Annotated in this window: 16 protein-coding genes, 1 tRNA gene and 2 pseudogenes; 9 read left to right on the top strand and 10 right to left on the bottom strand. The window is 61.8% G+C overall.

From position 1 onward, the window contains the following. Window positions 1-96: 96 nt before the first annotated feature. From cysW to rimO, 5 genes are all read right to left on the bottom strand, one after another. Window positions 97-909, bottom strand: coding sequence for a sulfate ABC transporter permease subunit CysW (cysW, locus tag NVV77_RS20680; protein ID WP_295416399.1), 813 nt, complete (start codon window positions 907-909; stop codon window positions 97-99). Then, a complete protein-coding gene (gene cysT, locus NVV77_RS20675) occupies window positions 909-1,745 on the bottom strand; it encodes a sulfate ABC transporter permease subunit CysT (RefSeq protein WP_295416396.1) in 837 nt (278 codons plus the stop codon). The genes cysW and cysT overlap by 1 nt, the downstream gene beginning before the upstream one ends. 66 nt (window positions 1,746-1,811) lie before the next feature. After that, window positions 1,812-2,795, bottom strand: coding sequence for a sulfate ABC transporter substrate-binding protein (locus tag NVV77_RS20670; protein ID WP_295416393.1), 984 nt, complete (start codon window positions 2,793-2,795; stop codon window positions 1,812-1,814). Between the two features lie 168 nt (window positions 2,796-2,963). Continuing rightward, window positions 2,964-3,869 carry a DMT family transporter gene (locus tag NVV77_RS20665; protein WP_295416390.1) on the bottom strand — a complete coding sequence of 302 codons (906 nt, stop codon included), beginning with the start codon at window positions 3,867-3,869 and terminating at the stop codon, window positions 2,964-2,966. Window positions 3,870-3,924: 55 nt separating this feature from the next. Then, on the bottom strand, window positions 3,925-5,250 hold the full coding sequence (gene rimO / locus NVV77_RS20660) for a 30S ribosomal protein S12 methylthiotransferase RimO (protein ID WP_295416388.1): 1,326 nt from the start codon (window positions 5,248-5,250) through the stop codon (window positions 3,925-3,927). A 239-nt stretch (window positions 5,251-5,489) separates the two neighbouring features. On the opposite strand from rimO, the gene NVV77_RS20655 reads away from it, so the two are divergent. After that, window positions 5,490-5,867 (top strand): DoxX family protein, encoded by a 378-nt coding sequence (locus NVV77_RS20655; RefSeq protein ID WP_295416385.1) that lies wholly within the window; start codon window positions 5,490-5,492, stop codon window positions 5,865-5,867. Between the two features lie 55 nt (window positions 5,868-5,922). On the opposite strand, the gene NVV77_RS20650 is transcribed toward NVV77_RS20655, so the two are convergent. After that, entirely contained in the window at window positions 5,923-6,456 is a 534-nt protein-coding gene (locus tag NVV77_RS20650; protein WP_295416383.1) for a DUF4282 domain-containing protein, read from the bottom strand. Window positions 6,457-6,496: 40 nt separating this feature from the next. Beyond that, a pseudogene (lipB, locus tag NVV77_RS20645) lies at window positions 6,497-7,136 on the bottom strand (lipoyl(octanoyl) transferase LipB). Between the two features lie 174 nt (window positions 7,137-7,310). On the opposite strand from lipB, the gene NVV77_RS20640 reads away from it, so the two are divergent. Next, entirely contained in the window at window positions 7,311-7,544 is a 234-nt protein-coding gene (locus tag NVV77_RS20640) for a FliM/FliN family flagellar motor switch protein (protein WP_056308177.1), read from the top strand. A gap of 124 nt (window positions 7,545-7,668) precedes the next feature. Next, window positions 7,669-7,753: transfer RNA gene (locus tag NVV77_RS20635), tRNA-Leu, on the top strand. Window positions 7,754-7,813: 60 nt separating this feature from the next. On the opposite strand, the gene NVV77_RS20630 is transcribed toward NVV77_RS20635, so the two are convergent. Together NVV77_RS20630 and NVV77_RS20625 are read right to left on the bottom strand one after the other, a co-directional pair. Further along, entirely contained in the window at window positions 7,814-8,206 is a 393-nt protein-coding gene (locus tag NVV77_RS20630; protein ID WP_295416378.1) for a hypothetical protein, read from the bottom strand. A 147-nt stretch (window positions 8,207-8,353) separates the two neighbouring features. Continuing rightward, entirely contained in the window at window positions 8,354-8,719 is a 366-nt protein-coding gene (locus tag NVV77_RS20625; RefSeq protein ID WP_295416375.1) for a hypothetical protein, read from the bottom strand. 194 nt (window positions 8,720-8,913) lie between these two features. Between NVV77_RS20625 and mgtE the strand changes: the two are divergent. From mgtE to NVV77_RS20605, 4 genes and pseudogenes are all read left to right on the top strand, one after another. Then, window positions 8,914-10,286, top strand: a pseudogene (gene mgtE, locus NVV77_RS20620) (magnesium transporter). Window positions 10,287-10,601: 315 nt separating this feature from the next. Beyond that, window positions 10,602-11,279, top strand: a complete 678-nt coding sequence (locus NVV77_RS20615; protein ID WP_295416372.1) for a glutathione S-transferase family protein — start codon at window positions 10,602-10,604, stop codon at window positions 11,277-11,279. Further along, the gene (locus tag NVV77_RS20610; RefSeq protein ID WP_295416369.1) at window positions 11,276-11,701 is read left to right on the top strand and encodes a DUF1489 domain-containing protein; all 426 of its coding nucleotides are present in this window, start codon (window positions 11,276-11,278) and stop codon (window positions 11,699-11,701) included. The genes NVV77_RS20615 and NVV77_RS20610 overlap by 4 nt, the downstream gene beginning before the upstream one ends. A gap of 104 nt (window positions 11,702-11,805) precedes the next feature. Further along, window positions 11,806-12,711: a division plane positioning ATPase MipZ gene (locus NVV77_RS20605; protein ID WP_295416366.1), complete on the top strand. Its 906-nt coding sequence runs from the start codon at window positions 11,806-11,808 to the stop codon at window positions 12,709-12,711. A gap of 108 nt (window positions 12,712-12,819) precedes the next feature. On the opposite strand, the gene NVV77_RS20600 is transcribed toward NVV77_RS20605, so the two are convergent. Then, window positions 12,820-13,239 (bottom strand): helix-turn-helix domain-containing protein, encoded by a 420-nt coding sequence (locus NVV77_RS20600; protein WP_295416363.1) that lies wholly within the window; start codon window positions 13,237-13,239, stop codon window positions 12,820-12,822. A 96-nt stretch (window positions 13,240-13,335) separates the two neighbouring features. Here NVV77_RS20600 and NVV77_RS20595 point away from each other — a divergent pair, with 96 nt between their 5' ends. Both NVV77_RS20595 and NVV77_RS20590 read left to right on the top strand, forming a co-directional pair. Continuing rightward, window positions 13,336-13,728, top strand: coding sequence for a DoxX family protein (locus NVV77_RS20595; protein ID WP_295416360.1), 393 nt, complete (start codon window positions 13,336-13,338; stop codon window positions 13,726-13,728). Window positions 13,729-13,847: 119 nt separating this feature from the next. After that, window positions 13,848-16,271 (top strand): glycoside hydrolase family 3 protein, encoded by a 2,424-nt coding sequence (locus tag NVV77_RS20590; RefSeq protein ID WP_295416468.1) that lies wholly within the window; start codon window positions 13,848-13,850, stop codon window positions 16,269-16,271. Window positions 16,272-16,387: the final 116 nt, after the last annotated feature.

Below are 16,387 nucleotides of genomic sequence, written 5' to 3'. Positions count from 1 at the left end.
GGGGCGCCAAGGCTTCGGCTCAAGCGTATTCTTGCCGGGCAGCGCGCGCCGCTCCGCGTCTGTCCTCAAAACCTATCAGAACCAGCGTCAAAGCCGCTAGCGGCGTTCCCAGCTCTCAAGCATTGATTTCAGCACCAGCGTGATCACCGCGATCAGCGCCAGCGTCGAGGCGGCCGCGAAGGAGCCGGCGATATTGAAATCGTTGAAGAGCAGGTTGATCTGCAGCGGCAAGGTATTGGTTTGCCCGCGGATCGAACCGGAAACCACCGAAACGGCGCCGAATTCGCCCATCACGCGCGCATTGGTCAGCACAGCGCCGTAGACGAGTCCCCAGCGGATATTGGGCAGCGTGACGCGCAAAAACATCTGCCAGCCATTGGCGCCCAGCGACAGAGCCGCTTCCTCGTCATCCGTCCCCTGCTGCCGCATCAGCGGCACCAATTCGCGTGCCACATACGGCGCCGTCACGAAGAGGCTGACCAGCACGATGGCGAGCGGGGTGAACATGATCTGCAACCCGATCGATTGCAGCAGCGGCCCCAACAGCCCCTGATTGCCATAGAGAAACAGGTAGACAATGCCCGCCACGATAGGGCTGACGGCGGCCGGCAGCTCGATAATCGCGACCAGCAATTGTTGCCCGCGAAACTTGAAGCGAGTCACGAGCCACGCCAGCGCCGCGCCAACCACCATGTTGATCGGCACGACGATTACCGCGGTGATCACCGTAAGAAAGATCGCATGCAGCGTATCGGGCTTCAGGATGGCGTCGAAATAGGCGCCGAGACCTTCGCGCAGCGCGAAGCTGAAGATCAGCGCCAGAGGCACGACCAGTGCGAGGGCCACAAAGACAAAGGAAAGCCCGATAAGGACATTTGCGCCGATACTGCGCTGGGCCGAGAGGCTCATCAGGTCTGCCTCTCGACATAGCGTACCTGCCAGGCGGCGAGCAGGTTAGTGGCGATCAGCGTCAGGAAGGCCACCACCAGCAGCACGAAGGCAAGCGCCGCCGCGCCTTCATAATTGTACTCTTCGAGCCGGATGAAGATCAGCAGCGAGACGATTTCCGTCAGCCCCGGCAGGTTGCCGGCGATGAAAACGACGGCGCCAAACTCGCCCAGCGAGCGCGCAAAGGAGAGCACGCAGCCGCCAATGAACGCGGGCAGGATGGTCGGCCAGATGATCCGCGTGAAAACCTGCCAGCGCGAAGCGCCCAGCGTCGTAGCCACGCTTTCGAAGTCCACATCGACCTCTTCCAGCACCGGCTGCACGGCCCGCACCACGAAGGGAATGGAGGTAAAAGTCATGGCAGCGATGATGCCAAGCTGGGTGTAGTTGACCTTGATGCCATTGGGCTCAAGGAACTGCCCATACCAGCCGGTATCAGCAAAGAGTGTCACCAGCACGAGCCCCGCCACCGCTGTCGGCAAGGCAAAAGGCAGATCGACCAGCGCATCGAGAATCCGCCGCCCCGGAAAGCGGTAGCGCGTAAGCACCCAGGCCAGCAGCAGCCCGACCACGCCGTTGATGATCGTGGCAATGAAGGCCGAGCTGAATGTCACCCGATAGGCCGCCAGCGCCCGGTTCGAGCTGACGATCCGCCAGAACTCGGGAAAGCCCATGCCCGCAACCTTGAGCAACATGGCAGCGAGCGGCAGCAGGATGATGAGCGTGAGATAGAACAGCGAAATGCCCATGGACAGCCCGAAACCGGGCAGCAGGTGTTTGCTGCGATGCTGTGCCATGCGTTCCTCGAAATACGATACGGCGCGACCGAAGTCGCGCCGCAAAAACTGGTTTGGCCGGGGCCGTTACTGGTTCACGAAAACCTTGTCGAGCAGGCCACCGTCAGCGAAGTGGTCGGCCGCAACCTTGTCCCAGCCGCCAAAGGCGTCTTCGACGGTCACGAGACGGATTTCCGGGAAGGTCGCGGCGTGGGCTGCGGCAACAGTTGCGTCCTGCGGGCGGTGGAAGTTGGCAGCAGCCACTTCCTGGCCTTCTGGCGTGAAGAGGAAATCAAGATAGGCCTTGGCGAGATCACGGCTGCCGCGGGCATCGACGACCTTGTCGACGACCGCCACCGGGAATTCTGACAGGAAGCTGACCGAGGGAACGACGGCTTCATACTTGTCGGCGCCAAGCTGCTTCACCACGGCCAGGGTTTCGGCCTCGAAAGTCACCAGAACGTCGCCCAGCTGGCGCTCGGTGAAGGCAGTGGTAGCGGCGCGGCCGCCGGTTTCGAAGACCGGAACGTTGGCGAAAAGCTTGGTGAGGAATTCCTCGATCTTGGCTTCGTCGCCGGCATAGGCCTCGGTCGCCCAGGCGCGGGCGGCGAGATAGGTGTAGCGGCCGTTGCCCGAAGTCTTGGGGTTCGGGAAGATCACCTGCACGCCTTCAGCGGCGAGATCGCCCCAATCCTTGATGGCCTTGGGATTGCCCGAACGCACGAGGAAGGACGGGAAGGAATAGAAGGGTGCGGCATTGTTCGGGAAGTCGCTGGTCCAGTCTTCCGAGACGTAACCGCCTTCGACCAGCTTCTGCACGTCAGTCACCTGGTTGAAGGTGACGACGTCGGCCTGCAGGCCTTCCAGAACGGCGCGGGCCTGGGCCGAGGAGCCGGCATGCGACTGGTTGATCGTCACGGTCGCACCGGTCGCCGCATAGGCAGCGTTCTCGGCTTCGAACAGTTCGCGAGCGATGTCGTAGGAGGCGTTGAGAATGTCGGTGGGCTGGGCCAGAACCGGGCCGCTGGCAAGAGCGAGCGCCGCAACGGCAGACAGGAGAAGCTTGTTCATTGTGACGCTATTTCCGTGAAAGCGAAGGCATTGGTCACAGGTGATGCGACGTCGCTTTTTGGTCGTAAAGCGCTAAATGATTGGCTCGGATGACTAATTTACAGGCTGGGAAAGCAGGGGAAAGCCGTTGCGCTCCCCGCCGCTAAGGCGCGATTTTGTTTCGGCGCCTCAGGCCCCAGGACGCAGCTTCTCGCCATATTTGGCAACGCCGATGCCTGAAACCACCAGCAGCAGCGACAGCACGAGATAGGGCGTCAGATCGGCGATCCCGAGCGCAACGAGATAGACTGCCGTCAACACCGGGGTGAGAAAACTGACCACGCCGATCAGCTGCGCATTGCCCTGCTTCATCCCAAAATCCCACATCGCATAGGCCAGCGCGAAGAAGATCGAGGCCGACGCCACGATGAGGACGCTCGAAACCGGCGCCGGCGGCGCCCCAAGGGCGAAGAGCCAGACCGCACCGTTGATGAGGGCACTCGCACCGAAGATGACGCCAAGGAAATTGCTGCTGCTCGCCGGATAGCGCGCCGCCATGGCCGAAAACACTGCCCAGGTGACCGCCGAAATGACGGCCCAGAAATGCCCCGGCATCAGGTGGAAGCCTCCGACGGAGAGCCCTTTGCCGAGCAGCAGCGTGACAATACCCGCTAGCCCCAAGACACCCGCAACCGCGTGGAACCAGCGGAACCGCTGTCCCAGCGAGATGGTGGTGAGAATGACCACCAGCAGCGGCCAGGTATAGATGATCAGCGTCGCCTCGAGCGGTGGCGCCTGCTGCAGCGCGGCCACCCAGGTCAGGTTGTGGCCACCAATGCCGATGACACCCAGCGCATAGAGCCAGACGGGAACCGTCCTGAGCTCGGGCAGCGGATTCTGGCGGCGCAGAATCCACATGGCGATGAACACCAGCGCGCCGACGCCATCGCCGAGCCCGACATAGAGGAACGGATCAACACCAACAGCGGAAGCGACGATCGGCGCCGTCATCGACCAGATGAACACGGCCGCAACGCCGCCGGCCGTTCCCCAACGGGACTTTGTCCCGCCGCTCGTCGCTGTGCTCAGTTCCATGACGTCACGCAAAGAATCCCCGCTTTCGCGGGGATGTTGTGGAGGTCGCGGTGGATCAGGCCTTCGCCGGCTCGGCGAAGAGATCGTATTCGTCGTTGTCGGTCACGGTGACCGAGACGATATCGCCGATCTTGATGCCGGTGGCATTGTCGACGATCACCTGGCCGTCGATCTCAGGCGCATCCCACTTGGAGCGGGCGATGGCGCGGTTCTGCTCGGGTTGCACGTCATCGACGATCACGTCGATGGTCCGGCCGACCTTCTTCTGCAGCTGGTGGAACGAGACGTTCTGCGCCACTTCCATCAGCTGGGCAAAGCGCTCTTCCTTGACCTCGTCGGGCACGACGCCTTCGAGTTCATTGGCGGTGGCGCCGGTGACGGGCTCATACTTGAAGCAGCCGGCACGGTCGATTTCGGCTTCCTCGATGAAATCGAGCAGCATTTCGAAATCTTCCTCGGTCTCGCCCGGGAAGCCGACGATGAAGTTGGAGCGAACGGTCAGGTCAGGAACCTGGCGCTTCCAGTCGAGAATGCGATTGAGCGTCTTTTCCTGATGTGCCGGGCGGCGCATGGCCTTGAGCACATTCGGCGAAGCATGCTGGAACGGAATGTCGAGGTAGGGCAGGACGAGGCCTTCGGCCATCAGTTCCATCACCGGATCGACATGGGGGTAGGGGTAGACATAGTGCAGACGCACCCAGGCACCCAGCTCGCCCAGTTCCTTGGCGAGGTCGTAGAACTTCGCCTTCACATCGCGGCCACGATACTTCGAGGTCGCATACTTGAGGTCGAGACCGTACGCGCTGGTGTCCTGCGAGATCACCAGCAGTTCCTTGGCGCCCGAACGGATCAGCCCTTCGGCTTCGGAGAGAATGCCGGCGGCCGGGCGCGATGCCAGATCGCCACGGATCTGCGGAATGATGCAGAACGAGCAGCGATTGTTGCAGCCTTCGGAAATCTTCAAATAGGCATAGTGCCGCGGCGTCAGCTTCAGCCCGCTCTCCGGCACGAGGTCGACAAACTTGTTCGGCACCGGCGGCAGGTGGTCATGCACGGCCGAGACGACGTCTTCATACTGATGTGGGCCGGTGATCGCGAGCACGTTCGGGTGCGTCTCGCGGATCATGCTTTCTTCTACGCCGAGGCAACCGGTAACGATCACGCGACCGTTTTCGTTGAGCGCTTCGCCGATCGCCTCAAGGCTTTCCTTCTTGGCGCTGTCGAGGAAACCACAGGTATTGACCAGCACGATATCGGCGCCGGCATAGTCGCGACTGAACGAATAGCCCTGCGCGCGCAGGGTCGTCATGATGCGTTCGCTGTCGACGAGCGCCTTGGGGCAGCCGAGGCTGACTAAACCGATTTTGGGCGCCTGAGTCATGCGCGTGCGAAGGTCCGGAATTGCGTTGGATGGCGCGTCATACAGAAAGTTTGACGGTTACGCAATGTGACTGACCCTCGCGCGGGGCTTGGCAGACCTTCGCCAGGCGGTGGACACGCACTCTTGAACATCACAAACAGCGAACAGTGCGTTACCAAATGTTCACTTTTTGGAACCGGAAGTCTGAGTTAGGCGTCTCCTTCTGGCGTCAGTTCGGCGCCGCACACGGGAGTGTTTAAATGTCCGATCGTCTCTCCGCCTACGCGCCGCAGGCCCTCGCCGTGCTGCGCATCATGACTGCCCTGCTGTTCCTCGCCCATGGCACGCAGAAGCTCCTGGGCTTCCCCGCTGCCGAATTCGCACCGCCCGCCTTCTCGATCTTCTGGATTTCCGGCCTGATCGAAATCGTCACTGGCGTGCTGATCGCCATCGGTTTCTTCACCCGTCCTGCCGCGTTCCTCGCCTCCGGCACCATGGCCGTCGCCTATTGGATGGCGCACGCCCCGGTCAATTTCTTCCCCGCCAACAATGGCGGCGACGCAGCAATCCTGTTCTGCTTCGTCTTCCTCTACCTGATCTTTGCCGGTCCGGGCGCCTGGAGCGTCAACAAGAGCTGATTGCTCACCGAGTAACAAAAAGGCCGCCTGGAGTGATCCGGGCGGCCTTTTTGTTTCAGGTGATTGGCGAAGTCGGCGGCGTCCGTTTTGCGGTCCGCTTTGGCTTGAAGGGCTCACCCGCCGTGCTGGAGGGCTCGCGCCTCACGCTGTCGCCTTCGGGCGTGATCTGCGGCGGTGGCTCGGTCGCAGGGGTGTAATACTCATCAGCCTCGGCATAGTCCGTTTCCTCGCCATGCTCGGCAAGGTCGCGAATAGCGTCGCGCACTTCGTCGAGCAGCGAAGCCGAATAGCGCGAACGGTTGACGGTTTCCCCGGCCGCTTCATGAGCTTTGAACCAAACCAGCAACGCTTCGCAGCCGATGCGCAGCGCTACAATGCCGGCAAGCCCGAACACGGCAATTTCAAGCAGGCCCCAGAGCCCATCGCCAAAACTGCTGCCGAAGCGGAAGAAGAAATGGCTGACGGCCCAGAGCAGGATGGAAGCCAGGCCCAGCGCATAGAGAATCGGCACGAGGCGGGGCGACAGGATGGCGTCGAGCCGGAACAGCGTCTGGCGGGTGAGAAGGCGTTTCAGGTCGTCCGTGGTCATGCCGGGCTCCTCGATTCGGGATTTGCTCAGAATTAGAGGCTCATGCGACGCTGGCAAGTGCAGCGGACGCATAGGTAGTGGGGCCGAAAATGGTCTCGAACGTGCTGCGCATCACGGAATCGACCTCCGCCATGGAAACGAGCTGCCCCAGATCTTCAAAGCTGGTCACGCCCTGATCGGTAATGCCGCAGGGCACGATCCCATCATAGTGCCCGAGATCCGGGTCCACATTGAGCGAAATGCCGTGGAAGGTCACCCACTTGCGCACCCGCACGCCGATGGCCGCGATCTTGTCCTCGCGCCCAAAGCCCTTGTCAGGCCGCTGCACCCACACCCCGACGCGACCCTCGCGCCGCTCTCCCCTTGATATTGTGCGCCTCAAGCGTGTCGATCACCCACTGCTCCAGCCCTTTCACGAGACAGCGGATATCACGCCCGCGCTGGGTCAGGTCGAGCATGACATAGGCCACGCGCTGGCCAGGGCCATGATAGGTATATTGTCCGCCGCGTCCTGCCGGGTAGACGGGAAAGCGTGGATCGATGAGGTCTTCAGGCTGCGCCGACGTGCCGCCCGTATAGAGCGGTGGATGCTCGAGCAGCCACACCGCCTCGGGCGCTTCACCTGCGGCAACGAGAGCCGCGCGATTCTCCATCGCGGCGAGCGTGCTCTCGTAGTCCATGAGCCCTTCGAACTGCACCCAATCGACCGGTTTCCGATCGGCTCGATGCAATTTCGAACGAATTTGGCACGCCTCATTGGCCGTTGTTAAGACTTCCATAACCAAGCCTGAGCAATCCTTAATTCACGAAGCCCCCGGCATTCCGCGAGCGGCCCTGTCATAAGACCCTTATTTATGAACACCCTCGACAATATTGAAGTCGATATCACCGTTGAACTCGGTGCAACCACCATGCCGATCCACCACCTGTTGCGCATGGGTCGCGGTGCTGTGATCGAATTGGAGCAGGGCGAGAACGATCCGCTCTCCATCTATGCCAACCATACGCTCATCGCCCGCGGCGAAGTGAATGTCGAGGATGGGCAGCTTCGCGTGCTCGTCACGGAAAAGGTCTACAAGCACGGCTGATTTTTTGCGTCTCTCCACAGGCTTGAAAGAAATCTCGATTTAGGTGCTTGAGGTTCGCCAAGTCCTTTGCTACATCCCCACTCGCTTCAGGCGCTTCGGCGATTGAAGCTTCTACCACAGATGTGCGGTCGTGGCGGAATTGGTAGACGCGCAGCGTTGAGGTCGCTGTGCCGCGAGGCGTGGAAGTTCGAGTCTTCTCGACCGCACCATTCTCCCTCCGGGGGAGAAACAAAAAGCTGCCTGCGGGCGGCTTTTTTGTTTTCTGGGCCTCAGATCACCGCTTCTTCCTTGATCTCGATATTGGGCACCTTGAAACCCATGGCGATCCAGGCCGTGAGGAGCTTCCCGTAAAAACCCATGGTCTGCCAGGTGCCGGACGGAATCGCGTTGTCCAGCACGACATCCGCGCCGCGGTCGCCTGTGACAGTCCGGATTTCTGGTTTTGGCGCCTGTCCTTCCGGCCAGAGGCTCGAATAGAGGCTGAGCCAGTGCCCGCCCTTGAATTCGAGAAAGAGCGGGCTGTTGCAGCATGCCGCGACTACGCGGCGCGTCGGGGCCGTCGAACTCAGCCGATAGCCACGCAGCAGGTCCTTGCCCCTGGTGATTTCGGATCGGTCCTTGCGATAGAGCACGAAACGCGTACCCCCGTTCTCCTCCATCATGGGCCTCGCCAAAGGGAGCTTTGCCATGCGCTCACCCGCGTCACGGCAACTGTTGCAGTGACATTCCGTGGTGATGAAGGGCTCGCCGGTAACAACAATTTCGAGCTTCCCGCAGGCGCAGGTCAGATGAGTCGTGCTTGTCATCGGCTAGGTGTCCTTCTTCTCGGGCGGTTTCCGGCCCATTGGTGCCTTGAACTGCCAGGCATCTTCCAGCCGCAGGCTCAGTTCTTCGTCGTCGATGGCTGCCAGCCGCACCAGCACCGCGTCATAGCCGACATAGTGGTCGGTCTCGAAATAGATTGCCGGAGAAATCTCCATCAGCAGCACCTTCTGTTCGAGGGGACACTGCAGAACGATGGTCTCTTCGTCGAGCAGCCGCACGAAGGTTCGGTCCTCGACTTTGAGGGCAGGGGTGCCATAGCTCGTCGACCGGGCGACACGCGCCAGACCCCTGGCCTCCGCTAGCGCCACTAACCGGTCGAAGGCGGCATCGAAAGCGTCCTGGCTCGACATGACCATCTCCATCCCTTGGTCGCACCGGCAGCATCGTCTTGCCCGTTGCAAAATTGGAAGAAAACTTCGCAGACGCAGTCTGGCGCCTTTATTGCTGATTGGCTACTGCTTGCCTTGCCCCTGAAACCCCCAGGACACACAAAGGGCTCCCTATGAGCAGCGATTTCGAGACCGAACTCGGCACGGAGGCCGAGATGGACCCCAGCGCGTTCCGCGATGCGGACGATCGCATCAGTTCGCTTTGGCTCGAACGCTTACGGGCCTTCCTTGCCGCCGGTCGCTCAGAAGACGTGGCTCTGGTCATGGAGCCCCTGCATACGGCCGACGTCGGCGACGTGCTCGAATTGCTCGATCACGACGAGCGCCTGGCCCTGGTGCGCCTGCTTGGGGATGAATTCGATTATTCCGCGCTGACCGAGGTCGATGAGAGCATCCGCCTCGAACTGATGGAGGCGCTGCCTAACGCTGAAATCGCCCGCGGCGTTTCCGGTCTCGACAGCGATGACGCGGTGGCGATTCTGGAGGACCTCGAAGAGGAAGACCAGAACGAGATTCTCTCGGCCCTGCCGACCTTCGAGCGCCTGAGCCTCAAGCGCAGCCTCGATTTTCCCGAGGATTCCGCCGGCCGGCGGATGCAGACCGAATTCATCGCCATCCCGCCCTTCTGGACGGTGGGACAGATGATCGACTACCTGCGCGCCGAACGCGACCTGCCGGACGAGTTCTTCCAGCTCTACGTGGTTGATGCCGGCTACAAAGTTCTCGGTACGCTGCCGCTCGATCGGGTGCTGCGCGCGCAACGCGCCACCAGGATCGAATCGATCATGAATACCAATCTGGTCCTGGTCGGAGCCGACGAGGACCAGGAAGAGGCCGCCCGCGCCTTCGAACGCTATGACCTCGTGGAAGTCGGCGTCGTGGATGAAAACGGGCGCCTCGTGGGCGTCCTCACCATCGACGACATGGTCGACGTCATCACCGAAGAAGCCGACGAGGACATCAAACTCCTCGCCGGTGTGGGCGACGAAGACGTGTCCGACACCACCTTGGATACCGTCCGCAGCCGCGCCCCTGGCTCGCCGTCAATCTCGTCACCGCCGTTCTGGTTTCCCTCGTCATAGGCCTTTTCAACGGCACCATCGAGCACATGGTGGAACTCGCCGTGCTCATGCCCATCGTCGCCTCCATGGGCGGCAATGCCGGCGCCCAGACCATGACCGTCACCGTGCGCGCCATCGCCATGCGCGAACTCGAGGGCGGTCGCCTTCGCCGCCTCATTCGCCGCGAAATGGTGGTCGGCTTTTTCAATGGCGTCATTTTCGCCATTCTCATCGGCCTCGTCACCTGGGTGCGCTACAACAATGTGCAGCTCGGCGCGGTCATCGCCATGGCCATGATCATCAATCTCGTCGTTGCCGGCACCGCAGGAATATTAATTCCGCTCACCCTCGATCGCTTCAAGGCGGATCCCGCCATCGCCTCAGCGGTCTTCGTCACGACCATCACCGATGTCATTGGATTCTTCGCGTTTTTGGGCATTGCTGGCCTCTGGTTCGGACTTTTCTAGGATCCAAAACCGGTTGTGCACTGTTGCAGATGGGTCACTTGCAAAGGTTACGTGACACAGTTAACGCTTGCTGACTGGCCCCTCGCAGCGTCCTGAGCGGGTCGGAATGGACGGCTGACAAGGAGCGGCAAAATGCGCAGTCAACCGAAGACCCTGGCCTGGCATTCCATTAGCTGGGCCCTCGTAGCTCTTCTCTCGATGGGGCTCGTTATCTCGGTGGTCGCCGGCGTCTAGCTGGCATTCTGCACCGAAAAGATTTAGGGAAGGGCGCCCTTTGCCACAGGGCGCCCTTCCTTTTGCAGTAAGGTTTTTCGCATGAAGCTGCTCATTGGAAACCGCAACTATTCCTCCTGGTCGCTACGCCCCTGGCTGGTGCTGCGCCACTTCGATCTGCCCTTTGAAGACGAGGTGTTGATGCTCTCCGGCGAGGGCTGGCGCGATGTGCTCGCGGCCCGCTCACCCACCGGAAAAGTGCCGGTTCTGATCGACGAGGATCTCGTCATTCCCGAGACCCTCGCCATCATCGAATATCTGGCGGACAAGTTCCCCGAAAAACAGATCTGGCCGGCCGACCGTCGCGATCGGGCCCTGGCGCGTTCCGCAGCCTCCGAAATGCATGCCAGCTTCACGGCCCTGCGCAGCAATGCCCCGATGAACCTGCGCTCGTCCCATCCCGGCAAGGTCGATTCCGACCTCGTGCGCCAGGACCTGCACCGAATCGAGCAGCTGTGGGGTGAGTTTCTGTCGCGCTCCGGCGGCCCGTTCCTTTTCGGCAGTTTTTCCGCCGCCGATGCCATGTTTGCCCCGGTCGCGACGCGCATTCGCACCTATGCACTGCCCATTTCCGACACGGCCGCCGGCTATGTCGAAGCCATCTACAGCCTGCCCGCCTTTCAGGATTGGCTCGCATTGGCCCGGCACGAGCCGTGGATCGTCGACAACGACGAGATCGACGTCATTCAGGGCCGTATTGCCCCCGGAACTATCGCATGATCCACATGGTCAAACTCTGCGTCGGCGTTTCCAGCTTCGAAGAACTGGAAAGCTACCGCGACGAACGCGCCCATTGGTGGGATGCCGATTACGGCGAGGACGTGCATGTGCATCGCACCCGCATGATGCCCAAGCGCGTCGCTGAAATGGAAGGCAAGGGGTCGATCTACTGGGTGATCGCCGGGTCCATCGTCTGCCGGCAGGTGATTCAGCGCCTGGCGCCCTTTACCGACGCTGAGGGCAAGAACTACTGCGACATCATCATGTCGCCCGAGCTCATCCGCACGATTCCATACCCCAAGCGTCCATTCCAGGGCTGGCGCTACCTTGAGCCCAAGGATGCCCCGCCCGATATCGCGGCCAATGACGTCGAGAACTCCGTCGAGATCGCTGCGGAACTGGCTCGCCTCGGCCTGTTGTAAACCTGCAATCGCGCTGCATTAATCGTTTAACGATTGTTAATCTTCGCCCCACTTGTGCATAAGGCGTGAAGAGTCGAGAATCCGACGACTGATTTGGGGGCGTGATGGTTCGGCAGGCGGCGCATGTTATCGTCGTTGGCAATGAGAAGGGTGGGTCGGGCAAATCGACCACGGCCTTTCATCTGGCTATCTACCTGCTCTACCAGGGCTACAAGGTTGCCTCGATCGACGTCGACAGCCGCCAGCAGACGCTGACCCACTATGTGCGCAATCGGCGTGACTGGGCCCGCCAGCGCGGCCTCAGCCTGCCGCACACGACCCATTTCCACCTGCCTTTGGCCCGCGGCGATTCCCTCAAGGAAAACAACCGCGTCGAATTCGACCTTTTCCGCCAGGCCATTGCCGAGGTTGAGCAGTCGAGCGAATTCATCGTCATCGACACGCCGGGCTTCGACACGAACCTGACGCGCCTCGCTCATTCGCTGGCCGATACGCTGGTGACCCCGGTCAATGACAGCCTCATCGACCTCAACGTCATGGCCCATGTCGATCCGGTGACTGGCGAGCCGCGCGAACTCAGCCACTATGCTCGTCTCGTGCAGCGCGCCCGTTCCGAGCGCCTCGCAATCGACGGCCGCACCATCGACTGGGTCTTGGTCCGCAACCGCATTTCCATGCTCTCGTCGCGAAACATGCGGCAGGTGCAAACCATGCTCGAGCGCATCGCCATGCGCCTCGGCTGCCGCGTCTCCGATGGCATCGCCGAGCGCGTCATCTTCCGCTCGCTCTTTGCGACCGGCATGACCGTATTCGATCCCCTGGACGACGAACTGCTCGGTGGCGTCCCGTCCATGTCTCACACGAGCGCCCGCCAGGAATACCGCGCGCTTGTCGCCGCCCTGAACCTGCCTTTCAGCCGCCGCGCCGAAGCGCGCCGCGAAGTGCTCGAAGCCGGAACGCGCGGGAACGACGCCAATCGCTTCGTGCACATGGCGCCGTCCGAAAGCTGATTTCTGGAATAGCCTAGGGCCATGCCGCCACACGCGCATGCCAAATGGATTGCCGGGGCAAGCCCGGCAATGACGGTGTGTTGTGAGGTTGGGAAGCTAGCCCGCTACCTACTGCCCGCGAGCATAGGCAATCTTGCGTGGCTCCGCCGCTTCAACGGCATGCTGCCGCTGATCATAGATATCACGCGCATCGATGATGGAGTGGTGGTTTTCCGCCGTCCAGTCCCAGAGCGCGTTGATCGGCTCCTGCAGGGTCTTGCCCATTTCGGTCAGGCTATATTCCACCCGCGGCGGCACCTCGGGATAGATCGTGCGGCTCACGAGCCCATCGCGCTCGAGATTGCGCAGCGTCAGCGTCAGCATGCGCTGCGAAACGCCATTGATCATGCGCTTGAGTTCGTTGAAGCGCAGCGTGCCGTTGCGGCTCAACATACCCACAACCATCACGCTCCACTTGTCGCCAATGCGGCTCAGCACATCGGACATCGCAGAGCAGTTTGCGTGCTTGGATGTATCGGTCAGTGACATGGCTGTGCCTCCTTGTGTCGGGTACTTGGGCACTAATATAAACACAGTTACTAGTTGTGACTAGTGCGACACGTCGTCCGCAGGGGGAAACGACCTATGAACAAATGGAATATCGGGCTCTGGGTGGCCCAGGCTGTTCTGGCAGCCGTCTACATCATGGCTGGCTTCATGAAGCTCACCCAGCCAATCGATGCTCTGGTCGCCTCGGGCATGTCCTATGCCGGCGACTATCCCGAATTGCTCACCCGCTTCATCGGCACCATGGAAGTAGCAGGCGCCATCGGCATCATCCTCCCTGCCGCGACGCGCATCGCGCCATTCCTGACGCCACTCGCCGCTCTCGGCTTTTCCGCCATCCAGGTTCTCGCCATCGGCCTTCACAGCATGCGCGGCGAATTCCAGGTTCTGCCGGTTAATCTCGTGCTGCTGGCCCTCTCGCTCTTCGTCCTCTGGGGCCGCCTGCGAAAAGCGCCAATCGCGCCGCGCTGAGTAGATTTATCACAGGTAGAACGGTTGACAGGCCCACGCGGGGCCTGTCTTTCTTCGCGCCAAGAGTGCGCCCGGAGGAGAATACGGTGACCAATCGCATCGAGCAGCTTTTGTCCGAAATGACGCTTGAGGAGAAGGTGTCCATTCTCTCCGGCGAGGATTTCTGGTCCGTTCCCGCCATCGCGCGCCTCGGCATCGGCAAGCTGCGCGTTACCGATGGCCCCAACGGCGCCCGCGGTGGTGGCTCGCTGATCGGCGGCGTCAAATCTGCCAGCTTCCCGGTCGGCATCGCCATCGGCGCCACCTGGAATGTTCCACTGGTCGAGGAAATCGGCGCTGCCCTCGCCGACGAAGTCAAATCCAAGGGCGCGCATATGCTGCTTGCGCCCACGGTCAACATCCACCGCTCGGTCACCAATGGCCGCAATTTCGAGTGCTATTCCGAAGACCCCTTCCTCTCCGCCGAACTGGCAGTGGGCTACATCAGGGGCCTGCAAGGGCAGGGGATCGGCGCCACCATCAAGCATTTCGTCGGCAATGAAAGCGAGATCGAGCGCACGACCATGTCGAGCGAGATCGACGAGCGCTCTCTGCGCGAAATCTATCTGATCCCCTTCGAATGGGCGGTGAAGAAGGCCGGCACCTGGGGCGTGATGAGCTCCTACAACCGCCTCAACGGCACCTTCACCTCCGAGCACAACTGGCTCCTCTCCACCGTCCTCCGCAACGAATGGGGCTATGACGGCATCGTCATGTCCGACTGGTTCGGCTCACACTCGACCGCCGAAACCGTCAATGCCGGCCTCGACCTCGAGATGCCCGGCCCAGCCCGCGACCGCGGCCAAAAGCTCATCGATGTCGTAAACTCAGGCGAAGTCTCAGCCGAAACGCTCGACAAACGCGTAACCGCCATGTTGCGCCTGATGGAGCGCGTCGGCTCGCTCGATGATCACCGCCCCCATCAGGAACAGGCCAACGACCGCCCCGAGCACCGCGCCCTGATCCGCCGCGCCGGCGCCGAGGCCGCCGTTCTCCTCAAGAACAACGGCGCCCTGCCGCTAAAGCCCGAAAGCCGCATCGCCGTCATTGGCCCCAATGCCAAGCGCGCCCAGATCATGGGCGGCGGCAGCGCCCAGCTAAACGCTCACTATCGCGTCTCGCCATGGGAGGGCCTCGTCGCCCAGCTCGGCGAGGACCAGCTGACCTACGCAGTCGGCTGCGGCAATGACCGCTTCGAACCGCTCCTCCGCGGCACGCTCACCGTCGAATACTTCGCCAATGAAAAGCTCGCCGGGGAGCCCGTCCATATCGGCACCCAGGAAGACGCCCAGGCCTTCTGGATCGGCAACGTCGCCGACGGCAAGGTCGACCCCTTGCATTTCTCCGCCCGCGTCCGCGCCACCTACACGCCAGAAAAATCCGGCACCCACCGCGTCGGCATCTACTCCGCCGGCTTCGCCAAGGTTTTCGTGGACGGCAAGCTTGTCGCCGATGCCTGGACCAACTGGACCAAGGGCCGCACCTTCTTCGAAGAGGGCTGCGACGAAGTCGTCGGCACCATCGACCTGGAAGCCGGCCGCAACTACAACGTGACGATCGAATTCGCCACCAAGGACTTTGCCACCCTCGGCCTCGCCGCCTTCGCCTGCGGCATCGGCCTGCCGCTCGGCGACGCCGACATTGCCGAAGCCGTCCGCGCCGCCCGCAACTCGGATGTCGCTGTTGTCTTCATCGGCCGCAATGGCGAGTGGGACACAGAAGGCAGCGATCTCCCCGGCATCGAACTCCCCGGTCGCCAGAACGAACTTGTCGCCGCCGTCGCCCAGGCCAACCCGAACACCGTCGTAGTCCTCCAGACCGGCGGCCCCATCGAAATGCCCTGGATCAACTCGGTCCGCGCCGTTCTCCAGGCCTGGTACCCGGGCCAGGAAGCCGGCAACGCCATCGCCGACGTCCTCACCGGCGCCGCCGAACCCGGCGGCCGCCTGCCGCAGACTTTTCCGGTGCGCTGGTCCGACAACCCGGCTCACAGCCAGGACCGCGAAGTCTATCCCGGCCTCGAAGGCAAGGTGCGCTACGAAGAAGGCATTTTCGTCGGCTATCGCCACTACGACCGCCTCGGCATGACCCCGCTCTACCCCTTCGGCTTTGGGCTGGGCTACACGACCTTCTCTGTCAGCGACCTCACCGTCGACGACAGCGCTTTCGAAGCCGACGGCAACGTTACCGCGACAGTGACACTCACCAATACCGGCGCCCGTGCCGGCTCCACCGTCGTCCAGCTCTATGTCTCCGACACAGAATCCTCGTCGCCCCGTCCCGCCAAGGAACTGAAAGCCTTCGCCAAGGTTGCCCTCGCACCCGGGGAGAGCCGCCAGGTTACGCTCACCCTCGACGCCCGCTCCTTCGCCTTCTTCCGCACTGAAGCAAAGCACTGGCTGGTCGAATCCGGCGACTTCACCCTCCGCGTCGGCCAGTCCTCCTCCGACCTGCCGCTGACGGCGACGATCAAACGCGACACGATCCTGATGCTGGCCGTCTAAGAAGGCGAGGGAGTGTCACTCTCCCCTCCATCGTCATTGCCGGGCTTGTCCCGGCAATCCATCTCGCCTCCGCTGGGGACCACCGGGACAAGCCCGGTGGTGACGCCAGCCGAGAG

This window comes from Devosia sp., from assembly GCF_024707125.1.
Taxonomy (GTDB): Bacteria; Pseudomonadota; Alphaproteobacteria; order Rhizobiales; family Devosiaceae; genus Devosia.
The sequence above is the reverse complement of the archived record's forward strand: the minus strand, read 5'-3'. Positions and strand labels throughout refer to the sequence as shown.

Bases quoted from the DNA above. Each gene is read 5' to 3' on its own strand.
- NVV77_RS20615 (WP_295416372.1), top strand. From the start codon at position 10,602: ATGAAGCTGCTCATTGGAAACCGCAACTATTCCTCCTGGTCGCTACGC.
- NVV77_RS20630 (WP_295416378.1), bottom strand. From the start codon at position 8,206: ATGATGGAGGAGAACGGGGGTACGCGTTTCGTGCTCTATCGCAAGGAC.
- NVV77_RS20590 (WP_295416468.1), top strand. From the start codon at position 13,848: ATGACGCTTGAGGAGAAGGTGTCCATTCTCTCCGGCGAGGATTTCTGG.
- NVV77_RS20655 (WP_295416385.1), top strand. From the start codon at position 5,490: ATGTCCGATCGTCTCTCCGCCTACGCGCCGCAGGCCCTCGCCGTGCTG.
- NVV77_RS20595 (WP_295416360.1), top strand. From the start codon at position 13,336: ATGAACAAATGGAATATCGGGCTCTGGGTGGCCCAGGCTGTTCTGGCA.
- NVV77_RS20665 (WP_295416390.1), bottom strand. From the start codon at position 3,869: ATGGAACTGAGCACAGCGACGAGCGGCGGGACAAAGTCCCGTTGGGGA.
- NVV77_RS20610 (WP_295416369.1), top strand. From the start codon at position 11,276: ATGATCCACATGGTCAAACTCTGCGTCGGCGTTTCCAGCTTCGAAGAA.
- NVV77_RS20640 (WP_056308177.1), top strand. From the start codon at position 7,311: ATGAACACCCTCGACAATATTGAAGTCGATATCACCGTTGAACTCGGT.
- NVV77_RS20605 (WP_295416366.1), top strand. From the start codon at position 11,806: ATGGTTCGGCAGGCGGCGCATGTTATCGTCGTTGGCAATGAGAAGGGT.
- cysW (WP_295416399.1), bottom strand. From the start codon at position 909: ATGAGCCTCTCGGCCCAGCGCAGTATCGGCGCAAATGTCCTTATCGGG.
- NVV77_RS20670 (WP_295416393.1), bottom strand. From the start codon at position 2,795: ATGAACAAGCTTCTCCTGTCTGCCGTTGCGGCGCTCGCTCTTGCCAGC.
- rimO (WP_295416388.1), bottom strand. From the start codon at position 5,250: ATGACTCAGGCGCCCAAAATCGGTTTAGTCAGCCTCGGCTGCCCCAAG.
- NVV77_RS20625 (WP_295416375.1), bottom strand. From the start codon at position 8,719: ATGTCGAGCCAGGACGCTTTCGATGCCGCCTTCGACCGGTTAGTGGCG.
- cysT (WP_295416396.1), bottom strand. From the start codon at position 1,745: ATGGCACAGCATCGCAGCAAACACCTGCTGCCCGGTTTCGGGCTGTCC.
- NVV77_RS20600 (WP_295416363.1), bottom strand. From the start codon at position 13,239: ATGTCACTGACCGATACATCCAAGCACGCAAACTGCTCTGCGATGTCC.
- NVV77_RS20650 (WP_295416383.1), bottom strand. From the start codon at position 6,456: ATGACCACGGACGACCTGAAACGCCTTCTCACCCGCCAGACGCTGTTC.